Origin of the sequence: Marinifilum sp. RC60d5 (assembly GCF_052400665.1) — a bacterium.
Classification (GTDB): Bacteria; Bacteroidota; Bacteroidia; order Bacteroidales; family Marinifilaceae; genus JBQTGK01.
Window position 1 is genome coordinate 99,668 of sequence record NZ_JBQTGK010000009.1, and the last position, 22,056, is coordinate 121,723.

The window sequence follows — 22,056 nt, forward strand, 5'->3', positions numbered from 1 at the left end:
ATGGCACACTCGCATGAACATACTACTCAAAAAGGTCACGGCAAAGCATTTGCAATTGGTATTGGATTAAACATCGTCTTTGTCGCCGTTGAAATATTTTATGGTTTAATTGCCAACTCATCAGCATTATTAGCCGATGCCGGGCATAATGCCAGTGATGTTTTAAGTTTGGTTTTTGCATGGGCTGCTATTTGGCTTGCCTCCATAAAACCAAAAGGGAAATACACCTATGGCTTGCGAAAAACAACTATTCTGGTATCAATCCTGAATGCACTTTTACTGTTTGGGGCGGTTATCGCTATTGGGTGGGATGCCATTGGTAAATTTAAAAATCCTGAACCCGTGGCAGGAACACAGGTAATGATTGTAGCCGGAATAGGTGTGGTAATCAACACCATCACAGCCTTGTTATTTATGAAAGGGCAAAAAGACGACCTGAACATCAAAGGAGCTTTTCTTCATATGGCTGCCGATGCCGGAGTTTCCCTCGGAGTAGTTGTTGCCGGGTTATTGATTAACATCACCGGAATCCAATGGATTGACCCGATAATGAGTTTCATTATTATTTTGGTAATTCTTTGGGGAACATGGCGTTTGTTTACCGATTCCATTGATTTGGCATTGGATGCTGTACCAAAACACATAAAGCTTGAAAAAGTACGTGACTTTCTTTCATCTCAAAACGGGGTTGAAGATATTCATGATTTGCACGTTTGGGCAATGAGTACAACCCAGGTTGCATTAACTGCCCATCTGATAATGCCAAAAGGATTTAGCGATGAATTTATTTCTGAATTGCAGGAAGCTCTTAAAAATGAATTTGGCATAGGGCATACCACTTTTCAAATCGAAAACGAGAAGATTGAAAAAGAGTGCAAAACCGATTGTTAAAATTTTATCAAAATGAATCTTCAAACCCAATCAATAATAACCTGTCCAAATTGTGGTTTTCGAAAGGAAGAAACCATGCCCATGGATTCTTGCCAATTCTTTTATAAATGTGAAAATTGCCATACCATTCTGAAACCAAAACAGGGAGATTGCTGTGTGTATTGTTCGTATGGTTCGGCAAAATGCCCTTCCATTCAAAAGAATGAAAGTTGCTGCTGATTTTTTTTAACAAAATGGAAGTACAACTGAGTTCTAACAAAAAGTATTTTCGTTATATTTAACATTTAGTTTTACAAACACAAAATCAAGTTGAAAAATAGCAGGTGTAAGTTTGGAAAATGCAATAGTAGAAAGGAAAAATAGACTGGCAGGGAAGGAAAATATTGCAGTACGTACGAAAAATACAATTCCAAATCCGAAAAGAGAAAATGTGAGTGGGGAAAACGCAATTGTAAAACTGAAAAACAGAATTGTAAAAGCGAAAAAACCAAAAGTAATTAATTATAAACCTTTAAAAATTAAATTATGGCATCACGAACAAAACTTACAGACTCAGCAACATTGGAATTGTACCGGGTAGCTTTGGAAAATGCAGAAACCCAACCTGAAATTTCAGCAATCATGGCAGATTTAGGCTTCGATTCGGCAGTTATCGCAGAAGGTAAAGCGTTGCTAACAAAAACCCGAACAGCATACGATGCAAACAAAACCGAAGACGATGAAACATCTGCCGCTTACGCCGATTTTTCAAGTAAAAAGGAACAATTGGAGGATACATTCAACATTCACCGCAAGAAAGCAAAAGTTGTATTTCGTAACGATTCATTAACCGCCGACAAATTGGCAATTTCTGGAACAATGCCACGGACTTATATCAAATGGTTAGAAGCTGCAAAGAAATTTTATTCCGTGGCATCAGCCGATACAGCGGTTCAAGGTAAATTATCCCGTTTAAAAATCTCCGTTGACGACTTGACAGCGGCAAACACATTGATTTCTGAATTAGAAACGGCAAGAGCAGTTTACCTGAAAGAAAAAGGGGAATCACAAGATGCAACCAAAGGCAAAGATGCAGCATTTGCAAAGATAGATGATTGGATGAGTGAGTTCTATGCCGTAGCAAAGATTGGTTTAGAGGACAATCCACAACTATTAGAAGCATTGGGCAAAACCATAAGAGGATAGTGGAATTGCCCTCCCTATTTGTAAGCACATTGGCAAGCCCCACGAGCCAACGCACGACCAAAGCTTGCCAAAGAGCTTACAAAGCCAGCCCAAGTAACCGCCTTTAAGGGCGGTTTTAGGGTTGCCCTCCCACAAAAAAACAAAATAAATTTGTGCTTCGTTGAAAAGTCTGTGCTATAATAAAGACTAATAAATAGACTTAAAACGCTGACTGTCAGGACGAAAAATGAACGCCCAGTTGCTAACAAAGTGTATAAATCATTGGGCGGATAGTGCTAATTTCAAGGGCGTTACATTTAATAAACATATCAGCGGTTTGACAGTGAAGTGCTTCGAAATGCCCAACGCTTCATACACCAACCGTTACAGCCAATTAGTTGGCTAAAGCCTAATTTGTATAAGCCCAAAAACTTTATGGAATTATAGTTTCGAATTGATTGGGAATTGACACGTAAAAAAAATGAGTAGATTATTTTAATCGGCCTAGCGAGCTGATTTACAAACGCGGCAAGGTGCATATAATGGAGCAAGGCGCTTATTGTGTAGCATTTTGAGCTAAAAGAATGCAAATTTTTGGTTTGTAACACTCATATCGGGCTTTTTTTCGGAAGCTGATTTGCATACGAAGGCCTCAGCATCCCATAAAAGTTTTTGTTCTAGCTCATTAAATTTTTTATGTTGAAGTTCGATCGGGGATTAATAACTGGCTGTAACACGCTGGCAAAAAGCATAAGTTTAGGTGTTTAATTTTAAGGAATGTTAAAATATTAGGTTCCGCCAAACATTTGCTTCAAAAAATTTATTAAGTTTAATGCAGAAACAAATATTTGGCTCGCTAGAAGTTTTGAGTTTTGTTCACAAATTACTTACGCTTCTTCCAGCCACCGTTACAAGCCATTAAAAAAAAAAGACACAACATACAATAATATGATAGATTGGATTGCTGCATATAGAAGACTTTATAAATTCCTTGACGGTTATACAGGTTCACAATTTATAAAGACAGTTCAACAAGTTGACCCTGACTTGCTTGACTATAATGATTACATTGAAAAAAGACGAAACGAAGTAAAAAGCACGACAAAAAAAGATTACTTTAAGGACATTTTACTTTCTTATCCTGATGACATTAAGCACCATTTATTTGAAACTTTCTTAAAACCAATAGAAGACACATCTCCTGATGAAGTAAAGGATATTAGAACAATAATTGGTGGCGGAAAAGTTGACATTAGAAAAGCTATATATGCAAAAGCAGTTGCATCGAAAGAAATAGATGAAAAATTAATTACCGATACACTCAATGGACTTAAAGCATTTCCAGAAGCTTACAAGTTATACAATAGAGCTTTGAAGGATTTTAATAGCGGCAATAATGAAAGACATATTTTAGATGACCTAAGATTGTCAGTTGAATGTTTTTTGCGAGCTATTCTTGGGAACGAAAAGACTTTAGAGAATCAAGCTCCGTTTTTGGGTAAATATCAAAAAGATAAAGGTATTTCATCAGAGATAAGCAACACCTTTTTGCGACTAATAGATATTTTTAGTAAATATCAGAATAACTATGTAAAGCATCACGACAAAGTAAAACACTCTGAAATTGAATTCATTTTTAATCTTACAAATACATTTTACCGCTTTTTACTTTCTCATTGAATATGAAAAATAAGAATGAAAATAATTCTTCATTAATACCTATTGGCTCGACTGGCTTAGTTAGAGTGAGTAATTCTATTTCTGTTACTAATAAATTACTGGCAGAAAGCAAATTCCAATTTAGCGGAGACTTCAAAGGTGAACAAATATGGAAAGTTGATGGACATAAAATGGCAGTCAGACAAATTATTATCGCTGATAACATTTTAAACAACAAATCTTGTTTGGTTTCCGCTGGTGAAGATGGATTTATTAGCCTTTACGACTTATCAAATGGTGATTGTTTTTTTAAAGAGCAGATAGAAAATAATTGGCTGACATCAATTGCTGTTTGGAATGAGAAGCTTCTTTGTGCTGGCAGGTCTGGAAAATTATTTCGGGTTACGTTTGATGAGGATTGTATCAGTAGAGAAGTAGTTCAAGCTCACGAATTGATAATTAAGAATATTGTTGTCAGCCCTAATAATAGGAGTATTGCAACTTGTAGTTGGGATGATACAATAAAAATTTGGGAACCAAAGAAACTAAAAGAAACTAAAAAAATACTAGCACACAATTTTGGTGTTAACGATGTACTTTTTTTACCAAACAATGAGACTGTTATTAGTTGTGGAAAAGATGAAAAAATAAAAATATGGGATATAAAAAGCAAGGCTCAATTAGGTCAATTCGATGGACACAAACATTGGGTAGAAGCTATTACATTTAATAGTTCAAAAAATATTCTTGCAAGTGGTTCTTGTGACAACACAATAAAAATATGGGACATTGATAAACAAGATTGTCTCTTGACAATAGAAAATGAGGAATGGATTAACGATTTAGTTTTTTCAGATGATGGAAACTATTTAGTCGCTAACTGTTACAACGGAATATCAAAAGTATTTGACACAAAATCATTTCAATTGATTTGTGAATATAATGAACATTCAAAAGTATTTCCTTATCACCATTCAATTAAAAGGGAAGCAACAAATTGGATTTACTCAGTTCTCTTTGATAAAACTAATAAAGCAATTTATACTGCAAGTGTTGATGGTAGTATTCATAAATGGAAATAAATATGCAAACAGAAGCAGTATTTGAAAATATAGCAGAACGAATTCAACAGGAAATTAGCAAGGCACAGAAATCTGTATTTATTGCGGTTGCTTGGTTTACCAATAAAAATATTTTCAATGAATTAGTAAATAAAGCAAGAAACGGTTGCACCGTTTCTCTTATTATTTCTAACGATAATATCAACCTTAATTCATACATTGATTTTGACCAATTGGCTACTGGTAAATCAAAGGTCTTCAAGATTGGTAATGGAGATACAGAATTAATGCATAACAAATTCTGCGTTATTGATTATTGCACTGTAATTTCAGGTTCATATAATTGGAGCTACAAGGCTGAAAACAATTTTGAGAATGTAATTATTACCAGTAGCGACACAATCTTAGCAAAACAGTTTATTGCTGAATTCGATAATATCCGTAAACTATATTATCCCGATGCTGCAAAAGAAGAAATTACTTTCCCGTTAAACAAAATTATTAAACGATTAGAAATTCTAAAAAACTATATACTACTTGAAGATATTGAAGAATTGGACAAGGAAACCTACAAATTAAGAGAATACGAATTTAACTCTGATTTACTTGAAATTATAGACAATGTTGAAAAAGAAGAATTTGCATCGGCAATAGCAAAAATTCAAAACTTCATTTCAAAAAATCAACAACTTTCTATTTGGACAGACCCTGAAATTGCAGCTCTGAAACTTGAAATTAAGAATTTAGAAAACCAACTTAACGGATATGACAATGAAAAGATAGAACTTGAAAAATTGCTGTCAGAATTTCAACATCAACATACAATTGAACTGGGTGATATTATCCTCGGTATTTTAAAACTGCGTAAACAGAAGTATAAATCTGACAAAACAAAATATGAAGAGGCTGAAAATGACGAAAAACAATATCGCGAAGAGGTTAACACGGAAAAGGAAAAGGAAATCTATGAATTAACAGATGAGCAAAAATTAGAACTGAAAAAGAAATTTAGAAAAGCAACTGTTTTATGCCATCCCGACAAAGTTAGTGATGAGTTTAAGGAAACAGCTCAAAAGATTTTCATTGAATTAAAGCAGGCTTATGATTCGAATGATATAAAGAAAGTTTCACAGATACTTGAAGAACTTGAAAAGGGTAATTTCTTCAAAGCAAAATCAGAAACAGTTTTAGAAAAAGATTTATTGAAAGCTGCTATTGCTAAATTACGTAGACAAATAAAAATTCTTGAAACAGATATTATCTCAATTAAAGAAAGTGAAACATTCAAGACAATTATTGACATCGAAAATTGGGATGAGTATTTTAATAGTATAAAAGAAAAATTACAGAGAGAATTTGAAGAATTGAAACTTGAGATAGAAGTTTAAAGCTTTGAATAACAAGGAAGTCGAGTAGGTAAAGGGGAATTTCACCCCTAAACCTCTCACAGAACCGTGCGTGAAAGTCTCCCTTCACACGGCTCCTCGCAGTCATGAAACCATCTCAGGTTTCGCATGTAAGTTAGCTCATCCTCTTTCAAGTTGGCAAATATGCTCGACTGCGCCAACCCCTTCGCTATGGCAATAATTACAAAGCCTTTACTTGACACAAGTTGCTACTACGGGTTAGTCCGCCCCTATTCCACTGTATTGATACTCTCTGGCTTGCCCGAAGGTTTTCGCCATTCTCTCTTAACACCAGCAGATAGGTTCTCCTGTTCCTTAAATGAGCCAAGGTATAGTTCCTGCCGTCTTTACTCCGGATACCGATGCAGCCAATAAACTGGTAATCTCTGCACTTATCCCAATGTACCGTCCGACCATTGGTTCTCAGTATCGCATACGTTATTATCGAAGCCTCTTCGAGCGGTTCACTTTCGTTCAGCTCCTATACCCATTCCTGACAGATTTCCCACTAATAAGTGGGTTTTCAGCCTTTTCCCGTGCTGTTCAGTACCAACCCCTTGAAAGGGAAGCACCGCAGGATGGATTGAAAACACTTCCAGCAAAGCGTTTCCGAGAGACCAAAATATCATGCCAGCCGTGTCAAAATTGCATTAGGACAATATTGACAGCATGATAAATTCCTCTCATCTCATTTAAAGTTATGATGAATCAATTTCAAAGAACTTACTTTCTGGTTAACAGAAAGATTCATTATATTTGAAAGTGCCCTGATTCATCGCAGGACACACAAACGGCTTGTAACATTTTGTATAAGTAATGGCAGGCAATGTGCTAAATATTAAGGTTTGTAGCCCGCTCAAACTGTATAGCGGTTTGACAGGAAACTATCACGCAATCTGCCACTACTCATACAATTTACCGTTAGGGGGCATAAAACGAACTGCTTGGCAATAAATATTAACAACGATGAGAGATATTAATGCTATAAAAACAATTCTAGAAGATTTAAAAAACAATTCATTAGATAAGATTGACCATTTTGCTCTTTCTAGTATTGACAAATTACCATTGAAGGTTCAATTATTTATTGAAGTAATAAGCAAAAGAATGATTGATTTTAGTGAATCAGTTATTATTTTACTAGAAGGGAATCATATAATACCAGCTATACCGCTAATCCGTGCGATTATAGAAAACCTTGCAATTACAAATAAAGTATTTGTTTCGTTTGATAAATCAATAAGTAATAATCAGTTGACAAATGGTTTTGATGAAGATATAACTAAAATAATACTTGGCACTCGATATTGTGAAGAGTATAAATCCACTAATATTCTAAACTATATTGACAAGCTAGATAAAGAGATTAATGGTATTAGAAAATATTATGATTCTCTTTGTGAGTATACTCATCCAAATTGGAACGGTGTTGAAGGAGCATATTTAATAAGTGATAATAATTCGAATGTTACCGAAATAACTAAAGTAATTAATAAAGAACATGATTTAACCAATTATTTTATAGGATGCTTTTTGTTGGGTGTGACATATTTTTCCGCTAAGACACTTTATATGAGAGAACACTTACATAGTTTTGTTTCTCTTTGTGAGCATGACCTAAATCGCTAATCATAAGCATAAAAGACTTATAATATGACAACAACATCAACATCAAATACAAATGATATTAACTACTGTTATGATTTGATAGATTCACTTAAATCACTAATAGAAAATAACAAACAATCTTCAGGTGGACACATAAGTGAAACATCAGATGGCAGAGGACATATGACTCCGATTAGAACAGGAATTGATAGTATTGCGGTAAGTGAATTACTTAATGAAGTTTTAATTGGAGGAAAAATTAAGAAAATTGCCCATTCAGAGAATAAGAAACTAATTTCTAGTTTTTATAAAACTCTTCAAGATATATACATTGAACTAGAGAAACTAAGCTTTGGGTTTACACCTGAAATTGAAGGACTATTAAAGCAAATAAGAAGTTCCTTTGCAAAGGCTCTCCCTAATGAGGATTTAACCAAAAAAGAAATTGAGGATAACATCAAGATAATTCATAATCGAGAACAGAATAATCGTGATAAAAACAAACGCAATGAAGAAAATAGAAAAATAAAAGAAATAATTACAGGTAATATTACAAAAATTTCAATCCTGCTTTTAGGAGTGGCTTTATGCTACTTATGGGGTAAGACTATATTGCTTATTTATGTTTTAATTATATGCGTTGGGCTACTTACTGGTATAATTTCACAACTAAGAAATAAAACAAAAAATGAAAAGGACACTTTAAAGCCTGTAAATAAAACACATAAAACAAGTAACCAGACAGATGAAGAATCGCTTCAAGAATGCTTCAAATTAATTCAATCCCTATCATCCATCACGGAGACTTATTCAGAAATAGAAGCATGTCATTTTAATGAAAAAGGGGAGGCCACTAGATTTCAGGAAACCATAAATGTAGAGAAAGCATCTCATTTTTTTAAAGACGTTCTAACTGGTGATACTATAAAAACTATTGCTAACTCAAAAAAACAAGACCTCATTTCGGATTTCTATAAAACTCTTCAAGAAGTTCTTTACAAGATTGAGACGTCTCGCGGCTCTATAGATGGTTTGCCTGATTTATTAAAACAAATACGAAACTCTTTTTGCATAGCACTGCCCGATGGTAATAAAACCAAAATTGAAAACAACATACAAATTATCCAAGAGCAAGAAATAAACAAAAGAAATAATGTACAGAAATCAAATAATCAACCATTAAAAGCAAACGCAGTAAAAAACAATAGAAGTTATTTGCCAAATGAGATTATCGATATTGCTTTTAAAATCGGTGCGCAGACTTACTCTAATTTCTTGACATCTTTTAAAGCAAATGCGAAAGATTACGGTAAGGTAAGCAAATTTGAAATCGACTTGTATTCCTTTTTTATTTGCGATATGCTTTCATATTCAGTTTATAAGAGTGAGAAACTAAGGGCAGAAATTTTGAATACTTTTTTAAGGAGAATAAATGACAAATATACTGTCTTGTTGAGTGGAAATTCTAGCGTAATAAAAATTAGACTAGAAAAATATTTCAAGACATACACAATGATTCTAAATCAATCATCAGAAAATAATGGTTTTAAAAGTATTGAGGAGCAATTATTGTATGTTTTACTTAATACTTCGCAAGAAACACAAATTCAAGAAAACTATGCTCCTAAACCGCAGGACATGTTTGAAAAAATGACTAATACAAAAAGGTTTATAGTGCAACACAATGAATATTTTAACGGATTATTTGAAGAACTTGAAAGAAAAGTAAGCAATTACGCCCCCTAACATTTTGTATAATGCATAGGGCAGAATTGCTGTATTTGAAACTTTTGCGCTTTCTTCAACCCCGCCGAAGCGCAGCTTCGACGGGGTGTCTAATTTTGCAGGTGTCAAACCTGCGCTTCGGCTACTTAGCGGCTTGACAGGAAAGTGCTTTCTAATGCCCTACGCACCATACAATTTACCGTTGGCGTTCATTGCGAGAACCGACTGCACAATATTAAACGGATTAGAAAACAAGACAATTAAATATGAAAAGACTAACAGTATTTTTTATAATCGGATTGATAATATCAAGTTGCTCTGTAAATAATAAGGAGATTATCATTCTTAAAACCTTAGACCAATTTGAAAGACAGGAGGAAAACGAAAGACTTGGAGTTGATATTTTGAATTATATGTTCCCAGTTTTTTTACAACAAGAGTTCCCTGACTTTACCCAGAATGATTTAAAAAATATCACCTGGCAGTATTTCATTCGTGAAAGTGATAAGCAGGTTTCATTCCGACTAATCTTGAGTAATGAGGTTTTATCACAAAAAGACAAGATTACTGATTTCTTCGAAAAGACGGTAGATGAGCAGGTTGAGAGACAAGTACAAGACAGGGAGATTTTTGATAAGGCAGTAAAACTTACGGAACAAAGTCTTGAGCAACTTGACAATGGAGAGTTTGATGAATTTTGGAGCAATTCGGGTTCACTAATGCAAAATATGACAACTAAGGAGGATTTTTTTGCGACAATAACAGATAGAAAGAAAATTAATACGATTGGTGGAGACAGAGTATATCATAGCAAACAATACTATAATAAAATGCCAAACTCAGAGAAGAAGGATTTTTATGTAGTAAACTTGACATTTGAGAAAGACAAAAATATGATGGAGCAGATTACTTTTCAATTGGAAGATGGAGAGTTAAAAATTGCTGGATATACAAATAGATTACCAAATTAATTTAAGATAGGAACGATAAACAACGAAACGCCAACAATGTATAAAAAACATAAGTGGCTCAGTGGTTTACGGAGCTTTGGAGCATTTATTCAGCTCCGCCAAATCTGCGATTTGACGGTTGCTTTTAAAACATTAAATTTGTGTCTAATCGCAAATTTGGCTCAGTGTAAATTGATAGGTAAGTGCTTCGAAATCACTTACGTTTCTTATACTAACCGTTAGGCAAAATTGAAAGAAACAAACCTGCAAGCATGATTAGGTACCAAAAAAAGATATATTATGAAATTTAAAGTAAAACCATTTGATAGAAAACTCTTTAAAAATTATTTAGAAGTATTATCAGTTGTTGGTTTACTTTGTTCATTTGCTCTAATTGTAATAACTATTCCAAATTGTTTAAAAATATATGTAGGGATTGGATTGGTATTGTTGCTGTTGATTATTTATATAATCATGTGGTTAAATGCCAACAAACAAGACAAAACTAAGCTAAACATTAATAATTCAACAATAATTATTAAAACTGGCGATATTTTCGAAGAAGATGGACTTAAAGTGATTGCATTTAATGAGTACTTTGACACGCAGGTTGACAATAGAATAATATCAGAGAATACCCTTAATGGCAAATATATTAACTCAAAAATTAGTGATGTTAATGTACTTGATAATTTATTAAATGAAGATGAACATTTGAAAGATAAGGTAATTGGTGAAAACAATAGACTTCATGGTAAAAATAAGAGATATAGTCTTGGAACTGTTTTTTTGCATGAAGAATACATTCTGACGGCTTTTTCAAAATTTGATAATGATAATAGAGCATATCTATACATCAATGACTATATAAGTTTTCTTATAAATTTTTGGAATGAAATTGATATAATTTATGCTGGTCGTTCTATTTCAATTCCGCTTCTTGGTTCTGGAATAACTCGTTTTAAAGGATTTGATTCCGTAACTGAACAGGAATTACTTGAGCTTTTGATTTGGTCATTTAAAGTAAGTAGAATTAAATTTACTTATCCCTCAAAAGTGTCTATTATAATACATGAATCAAAAAAAGACAAAATCAATTTTTATAAATTAAAAAAGGATTAAGATATGGCATACAGGACAAAAACATACTTAGCAGCAGAATGGGATGGTGATAACGATGCAATTGAACAACTTCATAAATGGAAGAAAAGTAAATATTGGAGCTTAACATTTACAGATGCTCACGATTTGACTCAAGCAAGAGATAGTAGCTTAAATTGTAGTATCAAATCATCACTTGCGAACAGACTTGATTCATCAAAGACATTTGTTCTAATTGTTGGGTCGAATACAAAGACTGTAAGGAATGGCAGCTGTCAATATTGTTCGTGTTATAATAGTTGGACAAAAGCGTGCTCGCGAGGGAAAAATGTAGATTATCGAAGTTATATAGAATATGAGTGCGCAAAAGCTATTCGGGATGATTTGAAAATAGTAGTTTTATATAATGCAGCATCTGTAAATAAAAATAAGTGTCCTGAAATAATTAAGAATGTTGGATTACATAAGGCCATGTGCTATTATGAAAACGGGACTTGTTACTGGGATTATCAAACGGTGAAAAATGCTCTTGATGAATAAATTGATTTTATAAGAGGATAGAACAACTTTGCCTAACATTTTGTATAAGTAATGTCAGGTAAAGTGGCAAATATCAAGGTTTGTAGCCCGCTCAAACTGCATTGCGGTTTGACAGGTAAGTACCACGCAATCTGCCACTACTCATACAATTTAGCGTTAGCAACAAGCGAAAATCCGACACACAAGCAGTCAGGACATTATTAATTAAAATCTTAACATATTAAATAGAGATTTTTTCAATTATTTTTTAATGAAAACACTATTAGTATTCTACACTTTCACACTTATATCACTTAATCTTTTAAGCCAAGAAATGATAAGCGGTTGCGTTTTAGCAGAAAATGGCAAACCCATACCTTACGCAAGTATTAGTATTAATGAAACGATTGGAACTATAACTAATACAGATGGTTTTTTCAATTTAGAACTACCACAAAATAAACTTGATACACTTTTGGTTAGATGTTTAGGATATAAATCGAAATCATGTACTATAGATGAAATAAAAGAACGAAAAACTGTTCTACTATCTCCAGTATCTTACCAACTTGATAATATTACAATTTCACCTATTGATCCTGAAAATATAGTAAAAGAAGCTACAAAAAAAATTAAGACTAATTACAACAGAAATATTAAATTATACGGAGTATATGGACAAACATTTCTCTCAAATGGAAAATACCAAGGGATTTTTAAAGCAGATATAAATGTCAATATTAAAGGATTTAATAAGAATAGACCATCAAAAATTGAAACTGAAGTTCTGAAACACGAATTGTACTTATCTGACACATCAAGACATTTTATATCAGAGAATGCATTATTAAAAACAATGTGTGTGTCTTATAAACATTTTATTCTTTTAAAAAACTCTTACACATTTACATATGAAGGAAGATTCTTTAGTAATAATAAAGAAATAATAAAAATAAGCTTTAAACCGAAAGAAGTTGACACCGGAAAAACACAGGTAAAAGGCTATATGTTCATTGACAATGTTACAAAAAGCTATTTATACTTTGATTATTCCCTCGTTAGTAAAGAAGATAATTTCTTAATTAACAACGACATAAAGCAAAGAAGAACAGGTTATAATGCGAAAATATCATATGTAGAACAGGAGCATTACTACTCTGTGAATTATGCCATAATTACACATGAAATGGATATTATGTTTGATGATGGAACTATAGCCAAAAATCACTCAATATTCAATTTTTTCAGTAAAAACAGTCAAGAAAAGCAGTCAACTCCCGACAGTACATATCAGTCCATTTCTGATATTCTGAAAAACTCTAAGGGTAAAACTCTCTCAAAATCTAATGATAAAATTAAGAGCTACGTTATAGAGTCGGATGATGCCCTTGAATTTAAAAGGAGTATTGAGTAACCATTATAGATTGCCGCTGATCATAATTATTGAATATTTTACGGGAAGATTAAATGATAACGCAAGTTGCTAACAAAAGTAACCGTTGCACAACCGATTAAAATTTCTGATATTACGATAAGAGCCTTAAATATTTGTTATTTGACAGATTTTTAAGGCTTCATTTTTTAAATGATGATGATATGAGTTTTAAATTATTAAGTTCTTAGAGGGAAGCTAAACGAGCCAAATATGCTTTTTAAAATAGCGAAATGACTAATCGCCTGATTGGTCATTGTTTCAGCTGTTTTACTCATAAACTTCAACATCTTTTTAAGATTATAAGCAGTAGCTGACATATGCATCACTTTATTGGCCTGAGCAATTCCAATGGTGTTGATTTTTCTTAGTCCCATAAACTGGGTTAAGGTTCCGAAAACAGGTTCGACAGTAGATTGTCGCTTGCCTTTCATTATTTTTCCAAGCTTACTTCTAACCCTTTTATTATTGCGTTCATATTGATCTTTATACACAGTAATGGCAATTTTTTTCTCAAAACCTTTACCAATGCATTTTTGTTTAGTCGGACAATTTTTACAATCACTTCTTTTGGTTAGGTAATGATCTTGCAAAGAGTTTTTCATCATTTTTCGTTTGCGAAAAGTAACTTTCTTTCCTTGTGGGCAAAGCCAGTAGTTTTCTTCTTTACAAAAGATAAATCCTGCCGGACCACCTTTGTAAGTTCCATGCTGTGGAATGTAGCTTATAATGTTTTCTTTTTCCAAAAACGCGTAGTTTTCTCCACTACTGTAACCTGCATCAGCCAAAAGAGTAGTCCACAATAAGCCTTGTTCTTTTAGTCTTTGTTTCAAACGCTTTGTGGTATCCTGCAAGTATTGACTGTCTTTTTTGTCGGCATGATAGGCTTTTACATCAGTGATTACATGATGGGCAGTATCAACACTGATATTGTTTAGATAGTTAAGTTTCCTTGCTTTCCCTGGCTTTACACTTATTCGTGCATCGGGATCGGTGGGACTGTAATGGGTTTTATTACTGGTATACTTGGCTCCTTTATTGCTTGCTCCAGGTCGTTGATCCTGATTCTTTTTCCAATTTCGATTGCGACTTTCTATCTCCTGTAATTCTCGCTTACTTGCCGTAATTGTTTGTTGTTTTTCTGGGGCTTTATTCTTTTTAGGTTTACGATCTTCCCGACTTTGGTAACGAGCTTTTTGAAGGTAGGCTTCCAATTGTTCTTCAGGAACTTTCAGCTCCAAACTATCCATACTTGCATTGGCTTTAATTGGAGCAGAATCGATCGCCTGAGTGTGACCGCTAACAATTCCTTTTTCTACACACATACTTAAAACATGAGTAAAAACCTGCTCAAATAAATCCTCTGGAAATAACTGACGAGTTCGACTTAGTGTACTGTGCCAGGGTAGCTGTTCGTCAATATCGAAACCTAAGAAAAATAAGATGTCAAGCCGCATAGAGCAATGCTCCATCAGCTTTCTATCGCTGATGATATTTTCCAAATAACCAACCAAACAGAGCTTATAGAAAACGACTGGATCGATACTTTTCTGTCCACATTTACCGTAGTAAGTATCCGTTTGTTTATATAAAAAGGATAAATCTAAAACCTCTTTTAACCTGCGGTAGAAATTATTTTCAGGAACCCGATGTGAGAGTTGAAAGCTTGAAAATAACTTCTCTTGATAAAGCTTCTTCCCTTGCATGTTTTGTTTACAAGTTATGCCTTTATTATTGAAAAGTAAAGATATTATTGTTAGATTTATAAACAAGTTATTAAGAGTTGTGCAACAAGCACAAAAGCTAAATTTCATGGGCGCTGGCGAGTCACCTGAGAGTTAGTTCAATTAAGAAACACCAGCAAGCCAATTAAATTGGTTTGCTGAGAAATATAAACAAATTTATGCGGCTTGCTTTCGCGCGGTTTGAAAAGTAAATTCTTTGAAATCGCCCATGAAACTTAGCAAGACCGTTGCCATTCATTGGCGAAACGCACTCAAATTGAAAAAATCGAAATAATGAAAAAAAATAATTTACCTTTAATTTTAATAATCGTGAGTTGTATATTAATAATCTTGAATTTTATTTTCACCTCTGATGAAATGAATTCAGGTTTTTGGTTAAGAATTGCTGCAAGTGTATTTTTGATTTTAGCGATGGTTCTTACAATTCGTGATAGAAAAAAAAATAACGCTGAATGAAAAATTACAATGAAATTTCAGAAAGTTTGCAGAATTTAAAAAAACTGAACTAAATGCGGAATTTAGCAAATTGCGGAATTTCTCACTCAATCGGAATTGAAAATGTTTGCGGAATAAAACGCTGACTGAATTTAATCAAACGCGAAAAGGTAGAAAACGGAATTTAGTCGAATAAATTGAATCCGAAAAGAAAACAACGAAATGGCAACACCGTATAAAAATAATTGCGGTTCAGTGCTAAAACAAAGGTCGTTGCGTGTTTGTAACGTCTGATTTTCCTTCGGAAAATCCTCGTATACAAACCCGCAACTATTCTTATACAAGACCGTTATACACCAAAAAATCAAAGCTTATAAAATTACACTTAATGAAAGCGATTATTTATTTTGCAGCAGCCTTACTGTTGATTTTGTCTTGTAGTAAAGAACAAGACGAAAATTTAAAATCTCCAGAAAAAATAAATCCTGATTTTTTTGAACATACTTATTCTAACGACAATTTTAAGGAATACGCTATTAATTATCTGCAATATTCAGATTCTGTCATACAATTCTCAAACAACTTTATCCAGTTGTATGGATATCCTAAATGGGACTATGGCGATTCATTTAAATATGAACAAAAAATGTATTTGTATGTTCCTGTTGTTTATAAATCCAACAACGATTTAGTAGGAATTCTTGTTTTATCGTACCATGAGGAAAAAATAGAATCGAAATTATTACTTAACGATACTGATTTTATTTCTTCTATTCAATCGGAATATGAACTTTCGCATTTGTTTGCCTATTATGAACAACGCATGTTTGGTTCTATTACAGCTAAAGACTTTAGAGTTAGACTTCCCGAAGATTCTAAAAATAGAACAAAAGCAGGGATAATGACGTGCTATTATACAGATGTACTTATCGATGGAAAGTGGGTTAATACTCATTGTGAATGCATATATCACTTTACAGGTCCTAGTAGTGAAGGAATAGATGCTTTTGGTAATTCAGGAGGTGGTGGTCGGCCTAGTGGTTCTGACCCTTATACTGGTGGTACAGGAAATCCAATTACTACTCCAGACCCCATACCAGAAATTTTACCAACTCCAGAATTTAAAAATGAAAAAACTGGTTGTGTCTACGATAGATTGATGTTAGAAACTAGTTTTATGAAAAATTTGATAAAAGAATATGTTCCAACCAATAGTAAACTTGATTTAAGAATTGAGATTGACGGCGACGGCGTATACGACGACCTCCCTTCTAATGTAGCTGGGAGAACATATAACGAAGATAGTCCTAAGAATCCTTACCATAATACTATCTTGATTAGAATTAACAAAGATATATTGAACCAATCTCCATTGAAGTTAGCAACAGTTATTGCTCATGAGCTTATTCATGCCGAAATTTATCGTTGGTTAGCAGAAAGTAACAATAAAGGGAGTATTCTTAATGAGAGTCATCCTGGCTTATGGGATGAATATCAAAATAAGAAAAGGGTTGGAACGGCACAGCACGAATTTATGACAAAAGAGTATGTAGAAGATTTAACTCAACTTTTACAATGGTTCGACAGAGGAAGACATTCTGATGCAGAGTACAATGCTATGGCCTGTAGGGGTTTAGAGAAAACAAGTGCTTTTGTAAATACGCAAGACGAGACTGCAATTAAAGCATTACAAAAAAAGATTAAAAATGAAGAAGGAGATTGTGATGATATATAAAATAGCTTTGAGTTTAGTTTTATTAGTTCTTAGTAGTAGTGCTTTTTCTCAGAAATATGACAGCATTGAGGTTTCTAATTCTAAGGAATCAGATGAAATTAATATTACTTCAGTTGGATTTCGCACTGGGAATTTACTTTGTGTTGAGATTGTAAAAACGTTACCCTTACCTAAGTTTGGAAATAAAGAAGATTATAGATGGGAATATATTTATCAGCAACCCAACAGTCAGAAAGCGATCTTGAAAATGTACTTTCTAGATGGAAAGTTTCTAAAAGGAGATATTGAAAGAAAGGCTATGAAAAAGATTTTTAATGGCTCCTTTCAAAAAAGAGGAAGGCTCGTGGAAAAAGATGTTTCAACAGAGAAGTTTCTTGTCGAGGAAAATAAGGTGGAAGGCATTTTTAAAATCAAGCTCCCTTTTAGTTTTGGCTGGTTAAATTCTGATACTTTGGTAAAAGTGGATTTTAAAACAAGAATTTTTGATACCCCCTCAGAACAAGTATTAAATCCAGGTTTAGTTCAATCTTATTCGATTAAACCTAATTTAATTGATGGTTTAGCTAAGGTTTATTATGAGTCTTGCACTGTAGAGAAGGATACCCTTAATCCCATACTTAATTTTACCATTGGAGTTTCTAACGATATGGTAAGTAGCCTTGTTTATATCAAGCTTCCTAATGAAAGAACAAGAACAGTTAAAATAACCTCCTGTGATTATAGCGATATAGAGGAGGAGAAAACTTATTATTACCCTTATTATAAGTTGGAATTTAATCGTAATCCTTTTATAGAATCTGACATCCCCCTAATTGGTAGATATTTAATTGCAACGGATAGTTTGCCTGGTAAATATGGTGATCCAGAAATACGTTCAGGTTATTTTAAATGTGAATAAAATGCGTAGTGTTTTCGGTGTATAACAAGATATAAAAATAATAGCCGAGACAGTAGTGATTTTAGGAATTGTAGCCCGCTCCAACTTTCTTGTAACTTGATACGAAATCACCACGCTGTCGGCTACATATTCTTATACGAGCCGTTAGCAAGTGGCAAGTGTAACATTGTGAAGTGTCGCATGAAGGCAGCCAGACTGCAAACCTCTGGACTGACGGACAGAAATCGCCCATTGCTGGTGCGCGATTGTATCGCGTTCCTTTGATTTAATTTGAAAGTTTGATTGAATGAAGTTATTTTAGGAGAAGTCACAGCTCTAGAGGCAGTAAAAACAGCCATTAACAAATACAACAATCAAAGACCTCACAGAAGTATAGATATGATGTTTCCAAGTCAAGCACATAAGATGACAGGTAGTCTTAAAAAGCATTGGAAACAGAAACCATTACCATTGAATAAAAAATCACTAGAGCCTAAAAACCCTGTAATGATAAACAAGGAATAAGAATAAATATAGAATTAAAATTCAGTAATTATATTTTTTAAAGAGTACAGTTTCAGGAGGTAACCTCAAACTGCAATATCCAATAAGAAGTAAGTTTATCTCCTGAAAATGAAAACAGGAATAAGATTTTAATATCTTTGTAAAATCGTTACTGGATAAAAATAAAATACTACAATCCAAAAAACAGTAATAATCTGTCAAGTTATTTTAGGAGAAGTCAACTTCCGTGACACGAGGTACCCCTTCCGTGACATGAGGTACCCCTTCCGTGACAGGGGTTTTTGCTTTCCGTGACAGCAGTTATGCCTTCCGTGACAGAGGTTTCTTGTTCCGTGACATACGGAAGAGCAAGTTTGTGTCGCGGAAGCCCTATTTTCACCAACGGAAACACAATTGCAGGTAACGCAAATAGTAGCCTGTATAACTGAACATCTATTTTTAGATACGGAAAGCCTGCCCAATTCGAAGTTTAAGCCCCCGATAGCGCGAGCTTTTAGCTCGTGCTTTACTTTGCAAAAGTAAAAACACAAGCTAGCAAAAGTCTAGAATTTCCAATCTGCAATTTAAAACCACCACCATTCCATTTCACCACCTTACTTTAGCTGAGGCTCCGAAGCATACCTCATAATAAAACCTACATTAGAAATCGTGTAGATTAACTAGCTCATTAGATAACAATACAAAGGGAGGTATGCTACAATAGTAACACACTAAAGTTTTCATAAAAAAAATAGTTTCGCTATAGTTATGCCACATAAAATAGTTATTATATTTATAACAAAAACAAACAGCAACTCTTCCTAAAGGAAATGTATCGATAGTATGGGTAGGGTTACTGAATAGTTAGCATTTATTTAAAACGACAAGATTCTAATTCTACTGCAGCTGTGAGAGAAATGAATTTTATAAATATCTATCACAACTGTGAGAGATTTTGAATAAATTTGAGCATGAACAAATTATCAGCATATAACAGCTTTTTCGAAAAAATAATCGACACGATTAATTCAGCAAGGTATCAGGCTTTTAAGTCTCTGAATAAATTTCATATTGGTCAAAATTTTGAAATTGGGAAAATAATTGTTGAAAATCAGGATAAAAACCACTGGGGACAATCTATTGTTGACACTCTGTCGAAAGACATTAATAAACAAATAGATGGAGTGAAAGGCTATTCGCCTCAAAATTTATGGCGAATGAGACAGTTTTACCTGGAATACAAAAATGAGCCTGAACTTTTAGAAATAGCAATGAAAATTCCATGGGGACAGAATATGCTTATTATTCAGCAATTAAAAGACAATACGGAACGAAAATATTATTTACAAGCTACTGACCAATTAGGATGGAGTCGAGCTGTTTTACTTAATCAAATTAAAGCAAATGCTTATCAACATCAGTTAACAAACAAAAAGCTGACTAATTTCAAAAAAGCTCTTCCTATACATCTGTCAGAACAAGCGAACGAAGCCCTGAAAAGCGAATACAATCTTGACTTTCTAGGAATCACAAAACCTGTTTTAGAGAAAGAATTAGAAAATAGACTTATTGAAAATATCAGAGACCTACTTTTAGAACTCGGTTACGGATTTAGTTTTATTGGAAATCAATACAGGTTAAAACTTAATCAAAAGGAGTATTTTATTGACTTGTTATTTTATCACCGGATATTAAAATGCTTAATTGCCATTGAATTAAAAACTGTTGAATTTGAGCCAGAATTTGCTGGCAAAATGAACTTCTATCTTGAACTTCTAGACGAACAGGAAAAACAAGAAGATGACAACCCTTCGATTGGAATAATACTATGCCCTATAAAAGATAATCTGGAAGTTGAGTATGCTTTGAGAACAAGTAATAAACCAATTGGAGTTTCAGAATATAAATTGACACATAGATTACCGGAGGAATTTAAAGGGAAAGTTCCAACTTCAAAAGAATTAAAACAAATGCTAACAAAAGCTATAAATAATGGCGGGAGAAGTTCATAATTGAGAGTTTTGTTGCCCGCACAAACAATCGTATTGGCTGACAGAAATGAAGCCCGGAAACCGCCACTATTCATAGCCCAGCCGTTAGGCATTATTAAAAAATCATAGATAAGATGTTTAGTCGATTATTAAGATTAATTCAAAGTAATACAGAAAGAACACCATTAGAAGATTATACAACAGAATTATTGGTTGGAGTTTTAGAAAATGATTGTGAGCTAAGAGATTTGTTTTGTAATAAATTTCTCGGACTTGAATCTAAAGAATTCATTGTTGAATCTCAGAAGAGGTATAAATTAGAAGGAGATAAAGATTGTATAATTGATGTAGTGATTACAGGAGAAAATGAAATTTGTTTTATTGAGAATAAAGTAAAATCTAAAGAAGGCGAATTTCAATTAGAAAGGTATTCAAAGGTTCTTAAAGGATTAAATAATGGTGGGCTTAGAACAAAACTTGCATATTGTACTGAGAGATCTGACCCAAAATATATAGAGAGTCATGATTTTATCCAATATAAATGGCACGATGTTGCCTGTTTTTTTAAAAATAATTCTGAGAATATATTGACAAAGTTATTTATAGATTTCCTAATCGATAATAAGATGAGTAGAGATATGACAATAAAAAGTATAGACCTTGTGACAATGGAGAATCTATTAAATGTAGTAAGTTTAATAGACCAAACAATTGATAATGTTAAAGATGAATTCGAAAAGAAATTCGGTAATATATCAGACTATAGATCAAATAGTAATTTTAAAAAGCAGATAGTAGACCATGAAAGAATGTGTGTATTATCAGAACCTGCTGTAAAAGGAAATGGCTGGTCAGAAATATTATATGGAGTTGAATTAAATGGAACTTTAGTTACTCAAATTTATATTGAAGCTAAAAATGAAAACCATGATAATTTCAAAATTGAAGTAGCAAAACAAGATGAATTTGAATATGATATTTTGGATGATGGTACTCTTATGTATTTAGCACAACCATTAGGTGATTTTCTTAATAATGAAGATTCTGAATCTGAAATAGAAGAATGGTTTTTATCCTCTTTTAATAAAATAGAAGAATTTATAGATAAAACGAAAGGAAATATTAATTGGAATAACAATGCCTAACAAAAGTAACCGTTGCACAACCGATTAAAATTAGTAGTATCCCATAAAGTGTGTAAGTAAAGTTATTCTGATTTTTTCGGAGCCTTTTTCTAGCTCAAGAAAAAAATT

The 22,056-nt window shown here is 33.2% G+C and carries 18 protein-coding genes; 17 read left to right on the forward strand and 1 reads right to left on the reverse strand.

The genetic code is table 11. From position 1 onward, the window contains the following. The 12 genes from ACT3CE_RS15715 (at position 1) to ACT3CE_RS15770 (ending at position 13,498) form a co-directional block, all read left to right on the forward strand. Positions 1–891, forward strand: coding sequence for a cation diffusion facilitator family transporter (locus ACT3CE_RS15715; RefSeq protein ID WP_444710721.1), 891 nt, complete (start codon positions 1–3; stop codon positions 889–891). A gap of 12 nt (positions 892–903) precedes the next feature. Beyond that, complete coding sequence (locus ACT3CE_RS15720) at positions 904–1,110, forward strand: GDCCVxC domain-containing (seleno)protein (protein ID WP_444710722.1); 207 nt, start codon at positions 904–906, stop codon at positions 1,108–1,110. A 306-nt stretch (positions 1,111–1,416) separates the two neighbouring features. Beyond that, the gene (locus ACT3CE_RS15725; RefSeq protein ID WP_444710723.1) at positions 1,417–2,076 is read left to right on the forward strand and encodes a hypothetical protein; all 660 of its coding nucleotides are present in this window, start codon (positions 1,417–1,419) and stop codon (positions 2,074–2,076) included. A gap of 927 nt (positions 2,077–3,003) precedes the next feature. After that, positions 3,004–3,735 (forward strand): hypothetical protein, encoded by a 732-nt coding sequence (locus ACT3CE_RS15730; protein ID WP_444710724.1) that lies wholly within the window; start codon positions 3,004–3,006, stop codon positions 3,733–3,735. 2 nt (positions 3,736–3,737) lie between these two features. Then, complete coding sequence (locus ACT3CE_RS15735) at positions 3,738–4,796, forward strand: WD40 repeat domain-containing protein (protein ID WP_444710725.1); 1,059 nt, start codon at positions 3,738–3,740, stop codon at positions 4,794–4,796. Positions 4,797–4,798: 2 nt separating this feature from the next. Further along, positions 4,799–6,163, forward strand: coding sequence for a phospholipase D-like domain-containing protein (locus ACT3CE_RS15740; RefSeq protein WP_444710726.1), 1,365 nt, complete (start codon positions 4,799–4,801; stop codon positions 6,161–6,163). 984 nt (positions 6,164–7,147) lie between these two features. Next, a complete protein-coding gene (locus ACT3CE_RS15745) occupies positions 7,148–7,810 on the forward strand; it encodes a hypothetical protein (RefSeq protein WP_444710727.1) in 663 nt (220 codons plus the stop codon). Between the two features lie 24 nt (positions 7,811–7,834). Next, positions 7,835–9,535, forward strand: a complete 1,701-nt coding sequence (locus ACT3CE_RS15750) for a hypothetical protein (RefSeq protein ID WP_444710728.1) — start codon at positions 7,835–7,837, stop codon at positions 9,533–9,535. Between the two features lie 245 nt (positions 9,536–9,780). After that, positions 9,781–10,485, forward strand: coding sequence for a DUF4019 domain-containing protein (locus ACT3CE_RS15755; protein WP_444710729.1), 705 nt, complete (start codon positions 9,781–9,783; stop codon positions 10,483–10,485). A 279-nt stretch (positions 10,486–10,764) separates the two neighbouring features. After that, positions 10,765–11,586, forward strand: a complete 822-nt coding sequence (locus tag ACT3CE_RS15760) for a macro domain-containing protein (protein ID WP_444710730.1) — start codon at positions 10,765–10,767, stop codon at positions 11,584–11,586. Between the two features lie 3 nt (positions 11,587–11,589). Further along, entirely contained in the window at positions 11,590–12,105 is a 516-nt protein-coding gene (locus tag ACT3CE_RS15765; RefSeq protein WP_444710731.1) for a TIR domain-containing protein, read from the forward strand. 250 nt (positions 12,106–12,355) lie between these two features. After that, on the forward strand, positions 12,356–13,498 hold the full coding sequence (locus tag ACT3CE_RS15770) for a carboxypeptidase-like regulatory domain-containing protein (RefSeq protein ID WP_444710732.1): 1,143 nt from the start codon (positions 12,356–12,358) through the stop codon (positions 13,496–13,498). Between the two features lie 197 nt (positions 13,499–13,695). On the opposite strand, the gene ACT3CE_RS15775 is transcribed toward ACT3CE_RS15770, so the two are convergent. Further along, the gene (locus ACT3CE_RS15775; protein ID WP_444710733.1) at positions 13,696–15,222 is read right to left on the reverse strand and encodes an IS1182 family transposase; all 1,527 of its coding nucleotides are present in this window, start codon (positions 15,220–15,222) and stop codon (positions 13,696–13,698) included. 862 nt (positions 15,223–16,084) lie between these two features. Here ACT3CE_RS15775 and ACT3CE_RS15780 point away from each other — a divergent pair. The 5 genes from ACT3CE_RS15780 to ACT3CE_RS15800 all read left to right on the forward strand — a co-directional run bounded on the left by ACT3CE_RS15780 (position 16,085) and on the right by ACT3CE_RS15800 (position 21,948). After that, positions 16,085–17,431 (forward strand): hypothetical protein, encoded by a 1,347-nt coding sequence (locus ACT3CE_RS15780; RefSeq protein WP_444710734.1) that lies wholly within the window; start codon positions 16,085–16,087, stop codon positions 17,429–17,431. Further along, entirely contained in the window at positions 17,403–18,329 is a 927-nt protein-coding gene (locus tag ACT3CE_RS15785) for a hypothetical protein (protein ID WP_444710735.1), read from the forward strand. The genes ACT3CE_RS15780 and ACT3CE_RS15785 overlap by 29 nt, the downstream gene beginning before the upstream one ends. Positions 18,330–18,611: 282 nt before the next feature. Then, positions 18,612–18,833: a hypothetical protein gene (locus ACT3CE_RS15790; protein ID WP_444710736.1), complete on the forward strand. Its 222-nt coding sequence runs from the start codon at positions 18,612–18,614 to the stop codon at positions 18,831–18,833. A 950-nt stretch (positions 18,834–19,783) separates the two neighbouring features. Continuing rightward, a complete protein-coding gene (locus ACT3CE_RS15795) occupies positions 19,784–20,824 on the forward strand; it encodes a PDDEXK nuclease domain-containing protein (RefSeq protein ID WP_444710737.1) in 1,041 nt (346 codons plus the stop codon). Between the two features lie 113 nt (positions 20,825–20,937). Further along, positions 20,938–21,948, forward strand: a complete 1,011-nt coding sequence (locus ACT3CE_RS15800; protein ID WP_444710738.1) for a PD-(D/E)XK nuclease family protein — start codon at positions 20,938–20,940, stop codon at positions 21,946–21,948. Positions 21,949–22,056 lie beyond the last annotated feature (108 nt).